21 protein-coding genes are annotated in these 21,133 nt (G+C 71.1%); 6 read left to right on the top strand and 15 right to left on the bottom strand.

The features are described from left to right. The first annotated feature begins 7 nt into the window (after positions 1 to 7). The 6 genes from fliM to fliR are packed head-to-tail and all read left to right on the top strand — an operon-like array spanning position 8 to position 3,709. Complete coding sequence (gene fliM / locus PE066_RS14185) at positions 8 to 1,012, top strand: flagellar motor switch protein FliM (RefSeq protein WP_271233181.1); 1,005 nt, start codon at positions 8 to 10, stop codon at positions 1,010 to 1,012. Continuing rightward, positions 1,005 to 1,418: a flagellar motor switch protein FliN gene (gene fliN, locus PE066_RS14180; RefSeq protein ID WP_271233180.1), complete on the top strand. Its 414-nt coding sequence runs from the start codon at positions 1,005 to 1,007 to the stop codon at positions 1,416 to 1,418. Before fliM ends, fliN begins: the two co-directional genes overlap by 8 nt. Then, complete coding sequence (fliO, locus tag PE066_RS14175; RefSeq protein ID WP_271233179.1) at positions 1,415 to 1,882, top strand: flagellar biosynthetic protein FliO; 468 nt, start codon at positions 1,415 to 1,417, stop codon at positions 1,880 to 1,882. Before fliN ends, fliO begins: the two co-directional genes overlap by 4 nt. Beyond that, on the top strand, positions 1,882 to 2,649 hold the full coding sequence (gene fliP / locus PE066_RS14170; RefSeq protein ID WP_271233178.1) for a flagellar type III secretion system pore protein FliP: 768 nt from the start codon (positions 1,882 to 1,884) through the stop codon (positions 2,647 to 2,649). Before fliO ends, fliP begins: the two co-directional genes overlap by 1 nt. Next, positions 2,646 to 2,915, top strand: coding sequence for a flagellar biosynthesis protein FliQ (gene fliQ, locus PE066_RS14165; RefSeq protein WP_271233177.1), 270 nt, complete (start codon positions 2,646 to 2,648; stop codon positions 2,913 to 2,915). Before fliP ends, fliQ begins: the two co-directional genes overlap by 4 nt. After that, complete coding sequence (fliR, locus tag PE066_RS14160; RefSeq protein ID WP_271233176.1) at positions 2,915 to 3,709, top strand: flagellar biosynthetic protein FliR; 795 nt, start codon at positions 2,915 to 2,917, stop codon at positions 3,707 to 3,709. The genes fliQ and fliR overlap by 1 nt, the downstream gene beginning before the upstream one ends. 1 nt (position 3,710) lies before the next feature. On the opposite strand, the gene flgL is transcribed toward fliR, so the two are convergent. From flgL to flgC, 15 genes are all read right to left on the bottom strand, one after another. After that, the gene (gene flgL, locus PE066_RS14155; RefSeq protein ID WP_271233175.1) at positions 3,711 to 4,922 is read right to left on the bottom strand and encodes a flagellar hook-associated protein FlgL; all 1,212 of its coding nucleotides are present in this window, start codon (positions 4,920 to 4,922) and stop codon (positions 3,711 to 3,713) included. Positions 4,923 to 4,946: 24 nt separating this feature from the next. Continuing rightward, positions 4,947 to 6,914, bottom strand: coding sequence for a flagellar hook-associated protein FlgK (flgK, locus tag PE066_RS14150; protein ID WP_271233174.1), 1,968 nt, complete (start codon positions 6,912 to 6,914; stop codon positions 4,947 to 4,949). Further along, positions 6,907 to 8,568, bottom strand: coding sequence for a methyl-accepting chemotaxis protein (locus tag PE066_RS14145; protein ID WP_271233173.1), 1,662 nt, complete (start codon positions 8,566 to 8,568; stop codon positions 6,907 to 6,909). The genes flgK and PE066_RS14145 overlap by 8 nt, the downstream gene beginning before the upstream one ends. A gap of 8 nt (positions 8,569 to 8,576) precedes the next feature. Then, a complete protein-coding gene (locus PE066_RS14140; RefSeq protein WP_271233172.1) occupies positions 8,577 to 10,280 on the bottom strand; it encodes a methyl-accepting chemotaxis protein in 1,704 nt (567 codons plus the stop codon). A gap of 51 nt (positions 10,281 to 10,331) precedes the next feature. Next, positions 10,332 to 12,038, bottom strand: coding sequence for a methyl-accepting chemotaxis protein (locus PE066_RS14135; protein ID WP_271233171.1), 1,707 nt, complete (start codon positions 12,036 to 12,038; stop codon positions 10,332 to 10,334). 135 nt (positions 12,039 to 12,173) lie between these two features. After that, a complete protein-coding gene (locus tag PE066_RS14130) occupies positions 12,174 to 13,760 on the bottom strand; it encodes a methyl-accepting chemotaxis protein (RefSeq protein ID WP_271233170.1) in 1,587 nt (528 codons plus the stop codon). A gap of 38 nt (positions 13,761 to 13,798) precedes the next feature. Next, entirely contained in the window at positions 13,799 to 14,302 is a 504-nt protein-coding gene (locus tag PE066_RS14125; RefSeq protein ID WP_271233169.1) for a chemotaxis protein CheW, read from the bottom strand. Between the two features lie 52 nt (positions 14,303 to 14,354). Next, complete coding sequence (gene flgJ, locus PE066_RS14120; RefSeq protein ID WP_271233168.1) at positions 14,355 to 15,281, bottom strand: flagellar assembly peptidoglycan hydrolase FlgJ; 927 nt, start codon at positions 15,279 to 15,281, stop codon at positions 14,355 to 14,357. Positions 15,282 to 15,283: 2 nt separating this feature from the next. Then, on the bottom strand, positions 15,284 to 16,390 hold the full coding sequence (locus tag PE066_RS14115) for a flagellar basal body P-ring protein FlgI (RefSeq protein ID WP_271233167.1): 1,107 nt from the start codon (positions 16,388 to 16,390) through the stop codon (positions 15,284 to 15,286). A 5-nt stretch (positions 16,391 to 16,395) separates the two neighbouring features. Continuing rightward, on the bottom strand, positions 16,396 to 17,151 hold the full coding sequence (locus PE066_RS14110; protein WP_271233166.1) for a flagellar basal body L-ring protein FlgH: 756 nt from the start codon (positions 17,149 to 17,151) through the stop codon (positions 16,396 to 16,398). Beyond that, positions 17,148 to 17,930 (bottom strand): flagellar basal-body rod protein FlgG, encoded by a 783-nt coding sequence (gene flgG / locus PE066_RS14105; protein WP_271233165.1) that lies wholly within the window; start codon positions 17,928 to 17,930, stop codon positions 17,148 to 17,150. Before flgG ends, PE066_RS14110 begins: the two co-directional genes overlap by 4 nt. Before the next feature lie 50 nt (positions 17,931 to 17,980). Beyond that, the gene (locus tag PE066_RS14100) at positions 17,981 to 18,724 is read right to left on the bottom strand and encodes a flagellar basal body rod protein FlgF (protein ID WP_271233164.1); all 744 of its coding nucleotides are present in this window, start codon (positions 18,722 to 18,724) and stop codon (positions 17,981 to 17,983) included. A gap of 37 nt (positions 18,725 to 18,761) precedes the next feature. Next, positions 18,762 to 19,991: a flagellar hook protein FlgE gene (flgE, locus tag PE066_RS14095; RefSeq protein WP_271233163.1), complete on the bottom strand. Its 1,230-nt coding sequence runs from the start codon at positions 19,989 to 19,991 to the stop codon at positions 18,762 to 18,764. 48 nt (positions 19,992 to 20,039) lie between these two features. Further along, positions 20,040 to 20,696 (bottom strand): flagellar hook assembly protein FlgD, encoded by a 657-nt coding sequence (locus PE066_RS14090; protein WP_271233162.1) that lies wholly within the window; start codon positions 20,694 to 20,696, stop codon positions 20,040 to 20,042. Between the two features lie 13 nt (positions 20,697 to 20,709). After that, the gene (gene flgC / locus PE066_RS14085) at positions 20,710 to 21,126 is read right to left on the bottom strand and encodes a flagellar basal body rod protein FlgC (RefSeq protein ID WP_271233161.1); all 417 of its coding nucleotides are present in this window, start codon (positions 21,124 to 21,126) and stop codon (positions 20,710 to 20,712) included. Positions 21,127 to 21,133: the final 7 nt, after the last annotated feature.

Here is a 21,133-nt window from a genome sequence, read left to right as displayed (position 1 = left end):
ACGATCCATGGCCAATGAGCAACCGCTGTCCCAGGACGAGGTCGATGCCCTCATGCAGGGCGTCACCGGCGCCGCGGAGCCGGCGGCCCGGTCCGAGCCCGACGGCGAGGCGCCGCCCCGGTTCAACCTGGGCGCGCAGGAGCGCATCGTGCGCAGCCGGATGCACACGCTCGAGGTCATCAACGAGCGTTTTGCCCGGCACCTGCGCGGCGCGCTGCTGAACTTCATGCGCCGCAATGCCGACATCTCGGTCGGCACCGTGCAGATCCAGAAGTACGGCGACTTCATCCGGCACCTGCCGGTGCCGGCCAACATCAACCTGCTGCACATGAAGCCGCTGCGCGGCACCGCCCTGTTCGTGTTCGACCCGCAGCTGGTGTTCCTGGTGGTGGACAACCTGTTCGGCAGCGACGGCCGCTACCACGTGCGGGTGGAGGGGCGCGATTTCACCCCCACCGAGCAGCGCATCATCAAGCGCCTGCTCGACACCACGCTGGACAGCTACGGCGTGGCCTGGCAGGCGGTGTACCCGCTGGAGTTCGAGTACGTGCGCGCCGAGATGCACGCCAAGATGGCCAACATCGTGGCGCCGACGGAAGTGGTGATCAGCACCACCTTCCAGATCGAGTTCGGCCCCATCGGCGGGGCGCTGCGCGTGTGCATGCCCTACTCGATGATCGAGCCGATCCGCGCCCTGCTGTCGAATCCGCTGCAGGACGAGATCGAGGTCGACAAGCGCTGGGTCAAGCAGCTGACCAACCAGATGCAGAGCGCCGACGTCGAGCTGCGCGCGGAGTTCGTCACCCTGCACACGACCATCGGCAAGGCGCTCGCGCTCAAGGCCGGCGACGTGCTGCCGATCGAGCTGCCCCGGACCATCGTCGGCAAGGTCGGCGGCATCCCCGTCATGGAATGCGGCTACGGCACCTCCAGCGACCGCTACGCGCTGAGGGTGGAAAAGATGATCAAGCACCAGGACCCCGAATCGAGCAAGGGGAGCGAGCATGAATGAACAAGGCACCCCGGACGGCGTCGACGACGCGGCGGACGACTGGGAAAGCGCCCTGGCCGCGCAGGCCATGGCCTCCCGGCAGCCGGTCGCCGCCGGCGCCGCGGCCTTCCCCCCGCTGGAGGCCGCCGGCGCCGCCGCGGTCAAGGCCGATATCGACCGCATCCTGGACGTGCCGGTCACGATCACGGCCGAACTCGGGCGTGCGCGCATCACCATCAAGCGCCTGCTGCAGCTGCAGCAGGGATCCGTCGTCGAGCTCGACGGGCTGGCCGGCGAGCCCATGGAGGTGCTGATCAACGGCTACCTGATCGCCCAGGGCGAGGTGGTGGTCGTGAATGACAAGTTCGGGATCCGGCTGACCGACATCATCACGCCGTCCGAGCGCATCCAGAAGCTGAATCGATGACCCCGGCGCGCCTGCTCCGGGCCGGCCTGCCGCTGGCGGCGCTGGCGCCCGCCGCCGTGCGCGCGGCGCTGCCCACCGTGGCCGCGCCAGCGGCGCAACCGCCTTCGGCGGCGGCCGGACTGCTGCAGGCCGGCGTCGGCCTGGTGCTGGTGCTGGCCCTGGTGTTCGCCTGCGCCTGGGTCGTGCGCCGGCTGGGCGTGCCGGCGGCCGGCGGCGGGCACCTGCTGAAGGTGGTCGCCAGCGCCGCGGTCGGCCAGCGCGAACGGGTGGTGATGGTGGAAGTGGGCGGTTCCTGGCTGGTGCTGGGGGTGGCCGCCGGCCAGGTGCGCCACCTGCACACGCTGCCGGCGGCGGCGCAATCGTCCGATGCCGCCGCGCCTGGCGCGACCGCCCCGGCCTTCGATGCCGCAGCCTTCGCGCACAAGCTGCGCGCCTCCCTCGACGCCCTGAAGGGACGCAGCTGATGGCCCGCGCCCCGCAGCAGCCGGCGCGCCGCCCCTGGCGCCCGCTCGCCCTGCTCGCGCTGGGCGCGCTGCCGGCGCTGGCCTGGGCGCAGGGCCTGCCCGGCCTGACCAGCAGCCAGGGCCCCGGCGGCGCGCAGACCTGGTCCCTCAGCATCGAGCTGCTGGTGCTGCTGACGGCGCTGTCCTTCCTGCCCGCCGCCCTGCTGGCCATGACCAGCTTCACCCGCATCCTCATCGTGCTGGGCCTGCTGCGCACGGCGCTGGGCACGCAGTCCACGCCGCCCAACCAGGTGCTGGTGGGCCTGTCGCTGTTCCTGACGCTGTTCGTGATGTCGCCGGTGTTCGACAAGGCCTACCAGGACGCCTACCTGCCCTACTCCAAGGGCACCCTGGGGGCGCAGCAGGCGATGGAGCGCGGCGTCGAGCCCTTCAAGGAGTTCATGCTGAAGCAGACGCGCGAGGCCGACCTGGGCCTGTTCGCGCGGCTGGCCGACGTGCCGCCGATGCAGGGCCCCGAGCAGGTGCCCCTGCGCATCCTGGTGCCGGCATTCGTGATCAGCGAGCTGAAGACCGCCTTCCAGATCGGATTCACCATCTTCATCCCCTTCCTGATCATCGACCTGGTGGTCGCCAGCGTGCTGATGTCCATGGGCATGATGATGGTGCCGCCGGCGACCATCTCGCTGCCGTTCAAGCTGATGCTGTTCGTCCTGGTGGACGGCTGGCAACTGCTGGTGGGCTCGCTGGCGCAAAGCTTCCACCCATGACCCCCGAGACCGTCACCACCCTGGGCCACGAGGCGATGAAGGTTTCGCTGCTGCTCGGCGCGCCGCTGCTGCTGGTCGCGCTGGTGACGGGCCTGGTCGTGAGCCTGTTCCAGGCGGCCACGCAGATCAACGAGGCCACGCTGTCCTTCATCCCCAAGCTGCTGGCCGTGTTCGCCACGCTGGTGGTCGCCGGCCCCTGGATGCTGGGCGTCGCCCTCGACTACATCCGCAACCTGTTCGCCAGCATCCCGCAGCTGGTGGGTTGATGGGCAGCCCGATCGCGGTCACCTCGGCCCAGCTGGCCGGCTGGATGGCGGCCTTCCTGTGGCCCTTCCTGCGCATGCTGGCGCTGGTGTCGATGGCGCCCGTGTTCGGCGAACGCGCGGTGCCGCGCCGCCACAAGGTCGCGACCGCCGCGCTGCTGACGCTGGCGGTCGCGCCGGTACTGGGGCCGATGCCGCAGGTGCCGCCGGTGTCGGGCGACGGGGCCTGGCTGGCCGCGCAGCAGGTCCTGGTCGGCCTCGCGATGGGCTTCTCGATGCGCCTGGTGTTCGCCATGGTGCAGGCGGCCGGCGAGTATGCCGGCCTGCAGATGGGCCTGTCGTTCGCCTCCTTCTTCGATCCCGGCTCCGGCGGGCAGACCATGGTGCTGGGACGGCTGCTGAACGCGCTGGCGATGCTGGCCTTCCTCGCGTTCGATGGCCACCTGATGGTCGTTGCCGTGCTGGTGCACAGTTTCGAGGCGCTGCCGGTGTCGACCGAGCCGCTGGCCGCGCGCGGCTGGATGGTGCTGGCCGCGGCCGGCACCCAGGTGATCGCCGGCGGCCTGATGCTGGCGCTGCCGATGGTGGCCGCGCTGCTGATCCTGAACCTGACCATGGGGGTGCTGACCCGGGTCTCGCCCCAGATCAGCATCTTCTCGGTCGGGTTCCCGATGACGCTGCTGGCCGGCCTGGTGCTGCTGCAGCTGGTGGTGCAGCAGCTGCCCGCCTTCCTGGAGCCGCGCTTCGCGGCCGCGTTCGACGCCACGCTGCGGGTGCTGCAGGCGCTGCGCCCCTGACCTACAGGAGGTTCAGCAGGGAGATCTGCTGGATCCGCAGGAAGGTCTGCTGGGTCGCCTGCAGCGCCGACTGGCGCTGGTAGAAATCGGTGATCGCGCTCGCATAGTCCAGGTCCTGCAGGTCCGACAGGTGGCTCTTGTCCATCAGCGCGCGCGCCTGGCCGCCGCCGTTGAGGATGTCGAGCTCCTTCAGGCGCGAGCCGACCGAGGAGCGCACCGTCAGCACGTTGTCGTGCGCGTTGGTGATGCGCACGTTGGCGGTGCTCAAGGCATTGAGCAGGCGCGCCTGGGCGGCATCGCCGCCGCCCGCCAGCGGCGCCCGCAGCGCCGCCACCAGCTCGGAGAGGGTGGCGAACACGTCGGTGCCGGCGTTGCGCGCGTTCCTGACTTCCACCACGTCGCCGTCGGCGGGCGTGCCGGCGATGCTGATCTGCAGGCCGCCGAAGTCGATCGGCACCCCGGCGGTGAAGGCGCCGGAGGCGACCACCACCGGCGGCGCGTCCTGGGTCTCCACCGTGTAGTTGCCGCCGGCAAAGCTGATGCTGAAGTCGCGGCCGTACAGCGGGTCGCCCGCGTCCATCACGCTGACTGCGCCGTACACGGCGCTGCCGGCATTGCCGCCGGCCTCGGAGGTGACGTAGCCCGCGGCGCCCTGGACCGACTGGAAGAGGGTCCGGCCGTCATCGGTGCCGGCGACCTGGCGCGAGACGTCGACCTGCATCAGGCGCTGTCCCTGGTCCCCCTGGTAGTTCACGGCGCCGGCGGCGTCGCGCACGAAGGGCGGGCTGCCGCTGCGAAAGCCCGCGAACAGGTACTGGCCGTTGCCGTCGTCGGTGTTGGCCAGGCCCAGCAGCTGCGCGTGCGCGCTCTCCAGGGTGGTGGCGAGGGCTCGCCGGTCGGCGTCGGTCATCACGCCATTGCCGGCCTGCACGATCAGCGTCTTGACGTCCTGCAGCACGCCGGTGACCGCCTGCAGGGCGTTCTCCTCCAGCGACAGCGTATGGATGGCCTCGCCGCGGGTCGCCTGGTACTGGGCGTTGACCGCCAGCGATTCGGACACCCCCAGCGCCCGCGCCGCGCCGACCGGGTCGTCGGCCGGCGTGAGGATGCGCGTCATGGCGCCGATCTTCTGCTGCGAGCGCAGCAGGCTGCCCTGCTGCGAGTTCATCGCGAGCTGGCTTTGTTCGTAGAAGGATTGCGTGCTGATTCGCATGTGGGTCCCCTGGGCCGGCGGGCGTCAACGGTCGATGGCGAGGATGGCGTCGAAGATGGCCGCCGCCGTCTGGATCACCTTGGCGTTGCCCTGGTACATCTGCTGGAACATCAGCAGGTTGGCGGTCTCCTCGTCCTGGTTGACGCCGGACACCGATTGCTGGGCGGCGCGGATCTGCGCCGTGACGCTGGCCTGCGCCTCGCTCGCGATCCCGAGCTGGTTGGAGCGGTTGCCCACGCTGCTGACCAGCTGCGCGTAGGCCTGGGCGAAGCTGGCGGTGCCGCCGTCCATGGTCTTGGCGCCCTGCAGCGCGCGCAGCAGCAGCGCGTTGCGGCCGTCGGAGACGCCGGCGCCGTTGCGGCTGACCGTGAAGCTGTCGCCCTCGGCGGGCGCGCCGCTCAGGACGAAGGACATGCCCTCGAAGCTCACCGTGGCCCCGGGCACGTGCGTGACCGCCGCGCCGGGCGCGTACGGGCTGCCGGCGGCCGGCGAGCCGTCGGGCAGCGTCACGCTCACGGCCGCGCCGGCCGGAAAGCCGGTGAGCTGGCCGCCCGCGTACTGCAGCGTGACCGGCGCCGCCGGCGTGCCGTGCAGGTAGCTGGGGTCGACCGCGCCCGCGCTGATGCCGGCGCCGCCGCGGTTGCCCGGCGCCGGCTCGACCAGGATGGGCACGGCGGCGGCGACCTGCGTCGGGTCCGTCACCCGCACCGCCAGGTCGCGCGCGCCGGTGCGCGTGGGCTGCAGCAGGAAGGAGTCGCCGGCCTGCGCCGTGCCGCCGCTGACCGACAGCGTCACGCCGTCCAGCGTCATCGGAAAGCCCGCCGCCGGCGGGAACACCTGGCCATCGGACAAGCGCGTGGCGGTGTACTGCAGCACGCCGGCCACGTCCTGCACCGAGATCACGTAGTCGCTGGCGGTCAGGTCCGACGTGCTGGCGAAGGCGGCCTGCAGCTGCAGGTTGCCCTGGTTCCGGTCGTTGGCGATCACCGCCGGCGTGGACTGCGTGAAGAAGGCCTGGCCGGCCGCCCCGTGCAGGTCCACGCCCAGCTGGTGCTGGCGGTTGAAGCTGTCGGCCAGGGCGATCGCCATCCGGCCCAGCGAGTTCTGCGCCTGGACCAGGGTTTCGGAGCGGAACTGCAGCAGCCCGCCCAGCGATCCGCCGGCCAGGTCGGCATCGCGCAGCTCGACCGCCGCGCCGCTGGCCATGGTGAGCGACACCATCTGGCGGCTGGGGTCCGCGTGCGAGGGGCCCACCTGCATCTGGCGGGCAGTGTCGCCCAGCACCAGCGTCTGGCCGTTGCCGATGAACACGTTGTACTGGCCGCCGTCCTGCACCACCACCCGGGTGCCCACCAGCTTGCTCAGCGCGCTCACCAGCTGGTCGCGCTGGTCCAGCAGGTCGTTGGGCGGCAGCCCGCCGGCATTGGCGCGCATCATCGAGATCTGCTTGTTGAGGCCGGCGATCTCGCGGGCGAAGTTGTTGATCTGGCCGACCGTGCCCTCGACCTGGCTGTCGACGCTGGCATGGAGCTCGTTGAGGTACTGGTCCACGGAGCGGAACTTGCCGGCCAGCGTCTGGGCCGCGCTCACCAGCTGCTGGCGCGCGGCGGGGTCGGCGGCGGCATTGGCCACGCCCTGCACGCCGGCGAAGAAGCCCTGCAGCAGCGGCGCCAGGCCCGCTTCGGGGTCGGCCAGCAGGTTGTCGATGCGGCCGATCTGCGCGTGGTAGGTGGACAGCGCGGCGCTGCCCGCCTGCGCCTGCACCAGCTGCGAGACGAGGTACTGGTCGTAGCTGCGCGCGATGGTGGTCACTTGCGCGCCGGAGCCGAAGAAGCCGATGCCGGGCCGCAGGATCCCGCCGCTGGAAACCACCTGCGCGGTCTGACGGCTGTAGCCCTCCGTGTACACGTTGGCGGTGTTGTGCGCCGTGGTCTGCAAGGCGGCGCGCGCGACGGCCAGGCCGCTGAGGCCGGTGCTGAACAGGTTAGACATGGTCTTCCATGGAAAGGGCTTCCTTCCTGATATCGGCAGCCGGCGCGAAAGCTTGAGGGCGGCGCGGCAGGCGCGGCGCCGCCGCCGGGTCGCGGGCGCCGGCAGGGCGGAAGGTGCCCACGGCCACCGACAAGCCACGCGCCTGCGCCTGCAGCGACTGCGCGGCGGCCAGGGCCTCGCCCACCAGCGCCGCGTTCTGCTGCGTCACCTGGTCCATCTGGGTGACGGCCTGGCTGATCTGCTCGATGCCGATGGTCTGCTCCCGGCTGGCCGCCGTGATGTCCGCCATGATGTCGGTCACCCGCCGCACGCTCTCGACGATCTCCGTCATGGTGCGGCCGGCCTCGCCCACCAGCTGGCTGCCCTGGTCGACCTTGCCGACCGAGTCGCCGATCAGGCCCTTGATCTCCTTGGCCGCCGCGGCCGAGCGCTGCGCCAGGTTGCGCACTTCGCCGGCCACCACCGCGAAGCCGCGGCCCTGCTCGCCGGCCCGCGCCGCTTCCACCGCGGCGTTGAGCGCCAGGATGTTGGTCTGGAACGCGATCCCGTCGATCACCCCGATGATGTCCACGATCTTGCGCGAGGACGCGTCGATCGAGCCCATGGTGTCCACCACCCGCGCCACCAGGTCGCCGCCCCGCAGCGCGACGTCGGAGGCGGACACCGCCAATGCGTTGGCCTGCAGGGCGTTGTCGGCGTTCTGCTTGACCGTGCTGGTGAGCTCCTCCATCGCCGCGGCGGTCTCCTCCAGCGCGCTGGCCTGGGCCTCGGTACGCGCCGACAGGTTCTGGTTGCCGGTGGTGATCCGCCCCGACGCATCCAGGACGCCCGCGACGTTGACGCCGACGTCGGCGACGATGCCGAACAGGTTGGCGCTCATCTGGTTGAGGGCCTTCAGCAGGTCCTTGGTCTCGTCGTGCGGGTGGATCTGGAAGCGCAGCAGGTCGCCGCCGGCGATCGCGCGCGCCACCTGGGTGGCCCGCTCCAGCGGCCGGAACACCGTCCGGTTGAGGAAGTGGCCGAAGCCGGCCCAGGCCAGGCCCGAGGCCGCAAGTCCGGCGCAGGCCGCGCGCGGCAGCCCGCCGCTCACCAGGCCGGCGCCGGCGGCCGCGAGCGAAAGCAGCGCGAAGCCGCCGGTGACGGCCGCCACCCGGCGCTGCACCGGGATGCGGCGCAGCGCGTCCAGGGGGTTGGTCCAGCCCAGCCGCACCGCCTCGCCCTGGCGGATCGCAATGCCTTTCGCCTTCCCCTGGCCCAGCACCCGGTAGACGTCTTCGGCGGCCTGCACTTCGGCGGGGTCGGGTCGGCTGCGCACGGACATGTAGCCCTCGATGCGGCCGCGGCGGCGGATCGGCGTCACGTTGGCGCGCACCCAGTAGAAGTCGCCGTTCTTGCGACGGTTCTTCACCAGGCCGGTCCAGGGCAGCCCCCGGCCGAGGCTGTCCCACATGTCCGCGAAGGCCTCGGGTGGCATGTCCGGGTGCCGCACGATGTTGTGCGCCTTGCCATACAGCTCCCCGGCCTCGAAGCCGCTGGCTTCGATGAAGGCCGGGTTGGCATAACTGATGCGACCCTTGAGGTCGGTGCACGAAACCAGCGCCGCGTCGGCGGCAAGCACATATTCGTTCGGAGTGACGGGCAGGTTCAGTCGCATGGGCGGGCTCAGAACTCCTGCCAGTCGGCGCCGGCGGCAGCCAGCCTGGGCGCCGACGGTGGCGCCGGCAGCTTGGCGCCCGCGCGCGTCGCGGTGGGCTTGGCCGGCGCCTTGGCCCTCGCCGGCAGCGGCGTCACGCTCGTGAACGCCGGCGCGCCGTGCGCGGCACCATCGAGCTTGAAGACGCCGACCGCCACGGTCAGGTCCTGGGCCTGCTGCTGCAGCGACTGAGCCGCGGCGGAGGCCTCCTCCACCAGCGCCGCGTTCTGCTGCGTCACCTGGTCCATCTGCGTGACCGCCTGGTTGATCTGCTCGATGCCGGTGGCCTGCTCCTGGCTGGCCGCCGTGATCTCCGCCATGATGTCGGTCACCCGCCGGATGCTGTCGACGATCTCGCTCATGGTCTGGCCCGCCTGGCCCACCAGCCTGCTGCCTTCGTCGACCTTGCCCACCGAGTCGTCGATCAGGCCCTTGATCTCCTTGGCGGCGGCGGCCGAGCGCTGCGCCAGGTTGCGCACCTCGGCGGCCACCACCGCGAAGCCGCGGCCCTGCTCGCCGGCCCGCGCCGCTTCCACCGCCGCGTTGAGCGCCAGGATGTTGGTCTGGAACGCGATCCCGTCGATCACCCCGATGATGTCCACGATCTTGCGCGAGGACGCATCGATCGAGCCCATGGTGTCCACCACCTGCGCCACCACGTCGCCGCCCTTGACCGCCACCTCGGAGGCGCTCTGCGCCAGCTGGTTGGCCTGGCGCGCGTTGTCGGCGTTCTGCTTGACCGTGCTGGTGAGCTCCTCCATCGAGGCCGCCGTCTGCTGCAGCGAGCTGGCCTGCTCCTCGGTGCGCGAGGACAGGTCCTGGTTGCCCGAGGCAATCTGGCTGGAGGCCGTGCCGATCGCGTCGGTGCTGCCCCGCACCCGGCTGACCACGTCCACCAGGCTTTCGTTCATCTTCCTCAGGGCCAGCAGCAGCTGGCCGGTCTCGTCGGTGGTCGAAACCTCGATCCGGCTGCTCAGGTCGCCGCCGGCCACCGTGTCGGCGATGGTCACGGCCTGCCCCAGCGGACGGGTGATCGAGCGCGTGATCCAGAAGGCGATGGCGGCACCGAACAACAGGGCCAGGCCGCCCAGCCCCAGCATCTGGTTGCGGGTGTCCAGATAGGTCTGGCTCGCGGCCGCTCCGGCCGCGTCCATCCGGTCTTCCTGGAACTTGACCTGAGCGGCGATCAAGGCCTTGTAGGCATCCAGCTTGGGGCGCAGCTCCTGGCTCAGGTACGTCTTGGCACCCTCCAGGTCGTCCGCGGCGATCAGCTTCAGCAGTCCGTCCAGGGACGTGCCGTAGATGGCGTCCATTTCCATCAACTGGCGCAGGATCTCCTTGCCCCTGGGCGTGAACAGGGTCCGTTCCAGCTGCTTGAGGTCTTCGCCCATGAGCTTCCTGGACTCCGCGATGACGGCCAGCTGCCTCTGGCGGTCCGCGTCACTGTTGGTCAGCATCATGTTCCGCAGCGCGATCGCCACCTCGTTGAGGGACCTGTTGATGCGGTTCGACTGCTGCATCTTCGGCACGTTGTCGCTGACGATGTCGGAGGTGCCGTCGCTGACACGGCCAAGCATGGTGATGCTCAGCCCGATCACGACCAGCAGCAGCAGGCCCAGCACGCCGAAGCCCAGGCCCAGGCGCGTTCCGATTTTCAGGTTGGCTAAGTTCATTCGAATTCCTTGTGTTGGTCGCTGTCGGGGAGCGCGCTGGGCGCGCTCCGTTTAGAACTCGGTCCAGTCGGCCCCCGCGGCGGCCAGCCTGGGCGCCGACGGCGGCGCCGGCAGCTTGGCGCCCGCGCGCGTCGCGGTGGGCTTGGCCGGCGCCTTGGCCCTCGCCGGCAGCGGCGTCACGCTGGTGAACGCCGGCGCGCCGTGCGCGGCACCATCGAGCTTGAAGACGCCGACCGCCACGGTCAGCCCCTGGGCCTGCTGCTGCAGCGATTGCGCGGCGGCGGAGGCCTCCTCCACCAGCGCCGCGTTCTGCTGCGTCACCTGGTCCATCTGCGTGACCGCCTGGTTGATCTGCTCGATGCCGGTGGTCTGCTCCTGGCTGGCCGCCGTGATCTCCGCCATGATGTCGGTCACCCGCTTGACGCTGTCGACGATCTCGCTCATGGTCTGGCCCGCCTGGCCCACCAGCCTGCTGCCTTCGTCGACCTTGCCCACCGAGTCGTCGATCAGGCCCTTGATCTCCTTGGCGGCGGCGGCCGAGCGCTGCGCCAGGTTGCGCACCTCGGCGGCCACCACCGCGAAGCCGCGGCCCTGCTCGCCGGCCCGCGCCGCTTCCACCGCCGCGTTGAGCGCCAGGATGTTGGTCTGGAAGGCGATCCCGTCGATCACCCCGATGATGTCCACGATCTTGCGCGAGGACGCATCGATCGAGCCCATGGTGTCCACCACCTGCGCCACCACGTCGCCGCCCTTGACCGCCACCTCGGAGGCGTTCATCGCCAGCTGGTTGGCCTGGCGCGCGTTGTCGGCGTTCTGCTTGACCGTGCTGGTGAGCTCCTCCATCGAGGCCGCCGTCTGCTGCAGCGAGCTGGCCTGCTCCTCGGTGCGCGAGGACAGGTCCTGGTTGCCCGAGGCAATCTGGCTGGAGGCAATGCCGATCGCGTCCGTGCCCTGGCGCACCTCGCCCACGATCCTCGACAGGTTCTCGTTCATGGCCTTGAGGGCCTGCAGCAGGCGGCCGGTCTCGTCGGTGGTGTTCGCTTCGATGCGCGTCGTGAGGTCGCCCGCGGCAACGGCCTGCGCCACTTCCACGGCGCTGGCGAGCGGACGGGACACCGTGCGCGCCACCCACACGGCCAGCGCCAGGCCGATGGCAATGGCCGCGGCCAGCAGGCCCGCGACCCAGAGCTTGGCGTTCTGGTACAGGGCGTCGGCGCGAGCAGCCGCCTCGGCGGCGCCTTGCTCGTTGATCTCGACCAGCTTGTCCAGATGGGCGTTCGCCTCCTGGTTCAGGCGCAGGGATTCCTCGCGCAGCACCTCGGTGGCGTCGTCGCTGCGCATGCTGCGCGACAGGGCAACGATCTTGCCGTGCTCCTCGGCGTACTTCGCGACCGCCTTGTCGAACCCCTCGTAAGCTGCCTTCTCTTGCGGCGTGTTGATCAGCTTCTCGTACTCGGCGCGGGCGCCGCCCAGGTGCCCCCAGGTGTCGGCCAGCAGCTTCTCGTACTGGCTCTTTTCCGTGATCGTGCCGGACAGGACGTGCTGCATCTCCAGGGTGCGGTAGCGGGCGAAGTCCGACTTGATGTCCAGCACGGCCCGGGTGGACGGCAGCCAGTTCTGCGCCATCTCGACGGCGCTCGCGTTGACCCTGGCGAGCTGCACCGTTGCGAAGGCGCCGATCACGGCCGTGAGGACCAGGGCCGCGGAAAAGGAGAGGATCAGCTTGGTCGCGATCCTGAGGTTGTGGAAGGCTTGCATGATGAAGAACTGCTGGAAGAAGAAGGGGAAGGCGGCGCCAAGCCGCCAGGGTGGGCGGGCTGGCCTGGCCACCGCGACCACTGCTGCCCGCCGCGCGGCGGGCAGCAAGCTGCCCACCTTGCTAGCGCTCGCTCGTCAGGCAGGCGCCCATTCGACGCGCGGCAAGCCCGGCGCCGCGGCATGCCGCTCCAGCTTGAACGCGCTGGCCGCCGCGGTCAGGCCCTGGGCCTGCTGCTGCAGCGACTGAGCCGCGGCGGAGGCCTCCTCCACCAGCGCCGCGTTCTGCTGCGTCACCTGGTCCATCTGCGTGACCGCCTGGTTGATCTGCTCGATGCCGGTGGTCTGCTCCTGGCTGGCCGCCGTGATCTCCGCCATGATGTCGGTCACCCGCTTGACGCTGTCGACGATCTCGCTCATGGTCTGGCCCGCCTGGCCCACCAGCCTGCTGCCTTCGTCGACCTTGCCCACCGAGTCGTCGATCAGGCCCTTGATCTCCTTGGCGGCAGCGGCCGAGCGCTGCGCCAGGTTGCGCACCTCGGCGGCCACCACCGCGAAGCCGCGGCCCTGCTCGCCGGCCCGCGCCGCTTCCACCGCCGCGTTGAGCGCCAGGATGTTGGTCTGGAACGCGATCCCGTCGATCACCCCGATGATGTCCACGATCTTGCGCGAGGACGCATCGATCGAGCCCATGGTGTCCACCACCTGCGCCACCACGTCGCCGCCCTTGACCGCCACCTCGGAGGCGTTCATCGCCAGCTGGTTGGCCTGGCGCGCGTTGTCGGCGTTCTGCTTGACCGTGCTGGTGAGCTCCTCCATCGAGGCCGCCGTCTGCTGCAGCGAGCTGGCCTGCTCCTCGGTGCGCGAGGACAGGTCCTGGTTGCCCGAGGCAATCTGGCTGGAGGCAATGCCGATCGCGTCCGTGCCCTGGCGCACCTCGCCCACGATCCTCGACAGGCCCTCCTGCATCTCCTTCAGCGCCCCGGCGAGCTCGGCCGTCTCGTCGCGGCCGATGACCTCGACGCGCTGCGTGAGGTCGCCCGCGGCAATCACCCGGGCCGTGTCCACCGCGCGCCGCAGGGGGCCCGTGACCGAACGGGACAGCAACAGTGCAGCGCCCGTTCCGAACAGGAGCGCCAGCACCGTCCCCGCGATCAGCACCGTGCGGCCGAGGCTTGCGTTCTCGCGCGCGATCTCCAGCGACTGCGCGTAGATCTGCTTCTGGCGGTCCTCCAGCGCGAGCAGCGTCTTCTGGTAGGCATCCGCCAGGGGCGTGAGCTCGCCGTCGATGGCACCGCTCACGTCCTCGCCCGCCTCCTTGCGCTTGAACAACGCGGCGCGTGCGGAACGATAGGATTCGCGGGCCGCATTGATGTCGCCCAGCATCTTGCGCACCTCCGGGCGCCGCACCAGCGTGTCCACCCGCTTTTGCGCGCTGGTGATGACCTCCGAGGTCCGGTCCATGTCGGCCTTGACCGATTGCACGACGCGGGCGTCGGCGTTCATCGCCAGGATGCGGGTGCGGGTCCAGTTCAGGTCGACCGACTGCCGCCAGACCAGGACCTGGGTCAGACGCTCATGGTCCTCGCCGGCCAGGGTCTCAGCCCGCTGCGACAGCTGCTGCAGGCGCCACGCGCCGGTTGCGGCGATGCCGGCGGTGAGCGCCAGCAGGAGGATGAAAGCCGCGCCCAGGCGCGTGCCGATCTTGACGTTCTGGAGTTGCATGGGAGGGTCCTTCGGAGTCGTCCGGGGGCGCGGCGCGCCTACTGCACGGCCTGCGAGATCAGGCCCATCTCCTCGCTCGTCATGAGCTTGTCGATGTCCACCAGGATCAGCATGCGCTGGTCCAGCGTGCCCAGCCCGATGAGGTAGTCGGTGTCGAGCACCGAGCCCATCTCGGGCGCTGGCTTGACCTGCTCGGGGGACAGCGTGATCACGTCGGACACGCTGTCGACCACGATGCCCATCACGCGTTCGGCCACGTTGAGGATGATCACCACCGTGAACTGGTCGTAGCTGGGCGTGCCCAGGTTGAACTTGATCCGCATGTCGACGATGGGCACGATGATTCCCCGCAGGTTCACCACGCCCTTGAGGTACTCGGGCGCGTTCGCGATGCGCGTGACGGCGTCGTAGCCGCGCAGCTCCTGCACCTTCTGGATGTCGATGCCGTATTCCTCCTGGCCCAGGGTGAAGGCCAGGAATTCGTGCGGTGCGGCGGGAGTGGCCAGCGCCGGTGCGGCGGTAGCGGTGGAGGGAGCCTGCATCAGGGGTTTCCTTTGTCGAAGGGGTCTGGGGGACGGACGGCGCGCCTGGGTCTCAGGCGAAGCGGTCCATGATCCGGACCAGCTTGGCGGCGTAGTCCGGGTCGGTTGCATAGCCGGCCCGCTGCAGGGCCTGCGCGGCCTGCGCGGGATCGCCGCCGGCGCGCACGGCGGCGTAGCGCGGATTGGCCTGGAGGAACTTCGCGTAATCGGCGAAAGCCTCCTCGTAGGAGCCGTAGGCGCGGAAGGCCGCGTGGGTGGGCTGGGCGGCGCCGTCGACGTACTCGGTGGTCGCGGCCTCGACGACGCGGCCGGCCCAGCGGCGGTCGGCCTTGATGCCGAACACGTTGAAGGAGGGGCTGCCGTCCCCGGCGCGGATTTCGCGCCGGCCCCAGCCCGATTCCAGCGCCGCCTGGGCCAGGATCAGCCGGGCCGGCACGCCGCTCGCGCGGCTGGCGGCCTGCGCGGCGGGGAGCATGCGGGCGACGAACTGCTCGACGTGCGCCGGGACCGCCCCGCCGGCGCCGGTCGCCGGTGCCGGCGGCGCTTCCGGCGCCTGGCGCAGGTCCCGCGGCACGGCGAGCGGCTGCGCAGCGTCGGGCCGGGAAACGGCGTGCGGCTCGGGTGCCGCCGCAGCGGGCGCCGCAGCGGGGCCCGCCGCCGGCGCGGCGGTGCTGCGGGCCAGCTGCGCGAGCATCGCCTCGGCCAGCCCGACGCCGCGGCCCGAGAGGCCCTGCGCGAGCTGCTGGTCCAGCATGGACGTGTACAGCCTCTCCTGCTGGCTGCCGAACACGCCGCCGTCGGCCGGCGTGGCTTCGCGCATGCTCCGCAGCACCATCTGCATGAACACGGCCTCGAACTGGCGCGACACCTGGCGCAGGCCCTCCTCGGGCGAGCTGCGCACCGTGCGGCGCAGCGCATCGACGCCCTGCACGTCCAGGGCGAAGCGCTGGTCGAGGGCGGAAGCCGCGTCGGCGCGCATGGTCAGATCACCTCCAGCTCGGCGCGCAACGCGCCTGCGGCCTTCATGGCCTGCAGGATCGAGACGAGGTCCTGCGGGTTGGCCCCCAGCGCGTTGAGCCCCTTGATCACGCCGGCCAGCGACGCGCCGCCGCGCACGCCCTGCAGCGCGCCGCCTTCCTGGCTCACCGCGATCTGGGCGGTGCGGGACTCGACCGTGCGGCCGCCGGACAGCGGCCCGGGCTGGCTCACCGCCGGCTGGCTGCTGACGACCACCGAGAGGTTGCCGTGCGCCACCGCGCAGTCCTGCACGCGCACCGCCTGGTTCATCACCACCGAGCCGGTGCGCGCATTCACGATCACCTTGGCGACCGCCGGCGCCGGCGTCACGTCCACCGCCTCCAGCCGGGCCAGGAAGGCCACCTGCGCACCCGCACCGGCGGGCGCGCGCACCCGGATCACGCGGGCATCCTGGGCCAGCGCGGTGCCGGCGCCGAAGCTGCGGTCGATCGCCTCGACGGCGCGCTGCGCCGTGCCGAAATCGGCCTGGCGCAGCTCCAGCGTGAGCAGGTCGCCCTCGGCGAGCGCGGTGGGCACGCTGCGCTCCACCGTCGCGCCGCCGGGGATGCGCCCGGCGCTGAGCTGGTTGACCTGCACGCTGCTGCCGCTGGCCGAGGCGCCGGCGCCGCCGATCACCAGGTTGCCCTGCGCCACCGCGTAGACCGCGCCGTCGGCGCCCTTGAGCGGCGTCATCAGCAGCGTGCCGCCGCGCAGGCTCTTGGCGCTGCCGACCGACGAGACGGTCACGTCGATGGTCTGGCCGGGCGCGGCAAAGGGCGGCAGGCTGGCCGTCACCATCACGGCCGCCACGTTCTTCAGCTGCATCTGCCCGGCGCTGGGGGGCAGGCTGATGCCCAGCTGGGTCAGCATGTTGGCGACGCTCTGGGTGGCGAACGGCGTCTGCTGGGTCTGGTCGCCGCTGCCGTCCAGGCCGACCACCAGCCCGTAGCCGATCAGCGGGTTGTCGCGCACGCCCTGCACGCTGGCCAGGCTCTTGAGCGGCTCGGCCGGCACGGCCGGCGCGCCCAATGCCGCCAGCAGCGCCGCAGCGAGAACGAGGGTGCGGCCCATGCTGCTCACAGCGGCAGCACGTTGAGGAAGAAGCGCTGCAGCCAGCCCATGGTCTGCGCCTCGTCGATGTAGCCGCGCGCGCTGTACTCGATGCGGGCATCGGCCACCTGGGTCGACAGCACGGTGCTGTTGGGGCCCACCGTGCGCGGATCCACCAGGCCGGAAAACCGGATCGTCTCCGTACCCTGGTTGATCAGCATCTGCTTGTCGCCGCTGACCACCAGGTTGCCGTTGGCCAGCAGGCCCACGACCTTGACCGAGATGACGCCGTTGAAGCTGTTGCTGGCGTTGGCGCCGCCCTTGGCGGTGAGGGCGTTGCTGCCCGAGATGTCGGCGTCCTGGTTGCGCAGCAGGCCGCCGAGCGCCCGCGGCAGCACGCCCAGCTCCACGTTGGTGCCGGCGTTGCGGCTGGCGTTGGCGGCCGAGGACTTGCTGGCGCTGCTGCTTTCGCGCAGCACGATGGTCAGCACGTCGCCGACGTTGCGCGGCCGACGGTCCTCGAACAGCGCCCAGCCGCTGCTCGCGGCCACCGGTCGGAAGATCGCGCCGCGCGGCGCTGCCGGCTCGGCCGCCGCGACCGCTTCGGGCATCGGGCCCGGCATCGGGACCGTGACCGGAACCGGGACCGGCGCCGGATGCTGGAGCGCCTCGCGGTTCGGTGCGTACGCGCAGCCGGCGAGCGACAGCAGCAGCAGGGCGCAGACGCCCGCGGCGCAGCGGCCGGCCGCCGGCGCCCGGCGCGCGATCGCCGGCGGCTTCACAGCTGCGCCAGACGAGCGAGCATCTGGTCGGAGGTCTGCACGGCCTTGCTGTTGATCTCGTAGGCGCGCTGGGTCTGGATCATGTTGACCAGCTCCTCCACCACGTTGACGTTGGAGGACTCCACGTAGCCCTGGCTGAGCACGCCGCCGCCGTTCTGGCCGGGCGCGGTCTGGTTGGGCTCGCCGGAGGCATCGGTCTGCACGTACAGGTTCTCGCCGCGGCTTTCCAGCCCGGACGGGTTCACGAAGGTGGCCAGCTGCAGCTGCCCGACCTGCACGGTGGCGCTGCTGCCCGCCTGCGTCACCGACACCGTGCCGTCCTTGCCGATGGTCAGGCTGGTGACGTTCTCCGGCAGCGTGATCCCGGGCTGGATCGGGTAGCCGCTGGCGGTGACCAGTTGGCCGTTGGCGTCGGTCTGGAACGACCCGTCGCGCGTGTAGGCGGTGCTGCCGTCCGGCATCAGCACCTGGAAGAAGCCGTCGCCGTGGATGGCCACGTCCTTGGGGTTGTCGGTCTTGCTCAGGTTGCCCTGGGTGTGGATGCGCTCGCTCGCCACCACGCGCACGCCGGTGCCGACCTGCAGGCCCGAGGGCAGCCGCGTCTGGTCGGAGCTCTGGCCGCCCGACTGCCGCAGGTTCTGGTACATCAGGTCCTCGAACACGGCGCGGCTGCGCTTGAAGGCGGTGGTGCCGACGTTGGCCAGGTTGTTGGCGACCACGTCGAGCTGCATCTGCTGGGCGTCGAGGCCGGTGCGGGCGATGGAAAGGGAGCGGATCATGGGGGTGCGTCCTGGGCGTCCTTGCGGCCGCGGTTGGGAAGGAGGAAGGGTCAGGCGCCGGCGGACAGCAGGCGGTTGGCGGCCTGCGCGTTGTCGTCGGCGGTCCGCACCGTCTTCATCTGCATCTCGAAGTGGCGGGCGCTGGCGATCATCTGCACCAGCACCTCGGCGGGATTGACGTTGCTGCCTTCCACGGCGCCGCCGAGGACGGCCACCGCGGGGTCCGGCAGCGGGGCCGGCAGGCCGGGCTTCATGCGGAACAGGCCGTCGTCGCCGCGCACCAGGTCGGCCGTGCGCGGATTGACCAGCCTCAGGCGCCCGACGGCGGCGGTTTCCGACGGCGCCGCGCCGGGCGCGCGTGCCGTCACCAGGCCGTCGCTGCCGATGGCCACTTCGGAGCCCGGCGGAACCACCAGTGCGCCGGCGTCGCCCAGCACCGGGCGGCTGTCCTGAGTGAGCACCTCGCCGTTCGCGCCCAGCTGCAGGCTGCCGGCGCGGGTGTAGGCCTCGCCGGCGCCGGCCTGCACGGCCAGCCAGCCGTCCCCGCGGATGGCCACGTCCAGCGCCCGGCCGGTGTGGGTGACCGGGCCGGCATCGAAATCGGCGCCGACCGTCGCCGCCACCACGTGGGCCCGGGTCGGCAGCGCCTCGCCGTCGACGGGCACGGCGCGCAAGCTGTTGATCTGGGCCCGGAAGCCCGGCGTCGCCACGTTCGCCATGTTGTGCGCGACGGCGGCCTGCTGCTCGAGCGCGTGGCGGGCTCCGCCCATGCCCACGTAAATCATCCTGTCCACGGGATCCCCTCTCGTTCAGGCCGGCTGCGCCGCGCCATCAGCGCATGTTGATCAGCGCCTGGACCACCTGGTCCTGCGTCTTCACGGTCTGGGTGTTGGCCTGGTAGGTGCGCTGGGCAACGATCAGGTTGACCAGTTCCGCCGTCAGGTCCACGTTGGAGCTCTCGAGCGCGCCGGACACCAGCGCGCCCAGCTTGCTGCCCTTGCCCGGGGTGCCGGTCAGCGGGGCGCCGGAGGCGGCCGATTCGGCCCACAGGTTGCCGCCCTGCGAGACCAGGCCGCCCGGATTGATGAAGGTGGAGAGCACCACCTGGCCCAGCAGCGCGCTCTGCTCGTTGCCGTACTTGCCGACGATGCGGCCGTCGTCGGCGACCTCGAAGCCGATCAGCGAGCCCGAGGCGTAGCCGTCCTGGGACAGGTTGCGCACGTCGTTGACGTTGCCGTACTGCGTGGTCCCGTTCAGGTCCAGCGTGAGGTTCAGCGGCGCGGCGCCGTTGGTCATCGCCACCGTCGTGGCGAACGTGCCGGTGGCGGGCGGCACCAGCACCATCTGGCCGGCGGTGTCGAAGCCGAGCGAGCCCATGGGTGCCGGCAGCGCGGGCGGCACCACGGCCGGCGTGATCGCGCCGTCCACCGTGGCGTACACGTCCCAGCTGTTGGCGCCGGTCTTGACGAAGAAGGTGGCGAACTCGTGCGGGTTGCCCAGCGAGTCGTACACCGTCACCGCGTTGGGGTAGTTGTAGGTGGCCGAGTCCGCCGGGTCGAACGGCAGGGTCGGGGCCGTGGCGCGGGCATCGATGTTGAAGGCCGCGCTGATGTTGCCGGTGGGCTTGGGCGGCATCTCCGTGGTCGGGATCATCAGCGGGCCCGGCATGCCCCCGGCCACGGCGCCGTTGGCGCCCACCGGGTAGCCCGTCAGGCGCATGCCGGCGGCATTGACGATGTAGCCGTCCTTGTCGCGGTCGAACTGGCCGTTGCGGCTGTAGGCGACTTCGCCACCGGGGCTGGTCAGCCGGAAGAAGCCGCTGCCGTCCACGATGGCGATGTCCAGCGCGCGCGAGCTGGTCTGCACCGAGCCCTGGTTGAAGTTCTGCGTGACGCTGGCCACCGAGGTGCCCAGGCCGACCTTCGAGCCGGCATAGACGTCGGCGAACTGCACCCCGCCCGCCTTGAAGCCGACGGTGCTGGAGTTGGCGATGTTGTTGCCGATGACGTCCAGGTTGTTGGCGGCGGCGTTGATGCCGCTGACCCCTTGTGCGAAACCCATGGTGGTGCCTTCAATGTGATGGAGAGCGGAGACTGGGCGTGCCCGGTCTCACTGGATCAGCCTGACTTCGCCGAGCGTGGCCGGATAGCCGCTGCCGAAGTCCAGCGTCGGTCCGCCGGCCCCCTGCACGACGCTTTGCACGCGCTCGAACACGAGCGGCAGGGTGGCCACGGGCGTGCTGCCCTGGCTGGCGTTCACGACGAAGCGGTAGCGGCCCTCGGGCAGGGCCTGGCCTTCGCCGTCGAGCCCGTCCCAGGCCAGCTGGTGCAGCCCCCGGGGCAGCGCACCGGCGTCGATCTGGCGCACCACGCGGCCCTTGTCGTCGACGATGTCGAGGACGACGCTGTCCGCCGCGCCGGTCGGCTCGATCGCGAAGGCCACCGGCTGGCCCGCTTGCAGCACGAGCGCGTTGCCCGGCACGAGCACGTCGCGGCCGATCAGCGAGGCGGCCTGCAGCACCTGGCCGGTGCCGCTCTGCGCGAGCAGCGCCTGCAGCGCGGCATTGAGTTTCTCGATGCCGCTGACGGTGCTCATCTGCGCCAGCTGCGAGGTGAGCTGCGCGTTGTCCAGCGGGTTCAGCGGGTCCTGGTTGTTCAGCTGCGTGACGAGCAGCTTCAGGAAGCGCTGCTCGCTGTCGGCGGCGGAAGCAGCGGACGCGGCCTGGCCGGCGGCGCCGGTGACGGAACGGATGTCGGTGACGGCCATGGCTTGCGACTCCTTACTGCCCGACCGAGAGGGTCTTGAGCATCAGGGTCTTGGCGGTGTTGAGGACTTCGACGTTCGCCTGGTAGGAGCGCGAGGCGGAAATCATGTTGACCATCTCCTCCACCACGTTCACGTTGGGCAGGTCGACGTAGCCGTCGGCATCGGCCGCCGGGTTCTTCGGGTCGTGGACCCGGCGCAGCGGCGAGGGGTCCTCGACGACGCGGGCCACGCGCACGCCGCCGACGTCGTGGCCGGCTGCGGCGGCGGTCTCGAAGACCACCTGGCGCGCGCGATAGGGCAGCCCGTCGGGGCCGACCGTGCTGTCGGCGTTGGCGAGGTTGCTGGCGGTGACGTTCATGCGCTGCGACTGCGCGGTCATCGCCGAGCCGGCGATGTCGAAGATGCTCACGGGGGTGCTGGCGATGGGCATGGCCGTC

It is taken from the genome of Ramlibacter tataouinensis, from assembly GCF_027941915.1.
In the GTDB taxonomy this organism is placed as follows: Bacteria; Pseudomonadota; Gammaproteobacteria; order Burkholderiales; family Burkholderiaceae_C; genus Ramlibacter; species Ramlibacter tataouinensis_C.
This window is presented reverse-complemented; position numbering and strand designations above follow the sequence as displayed.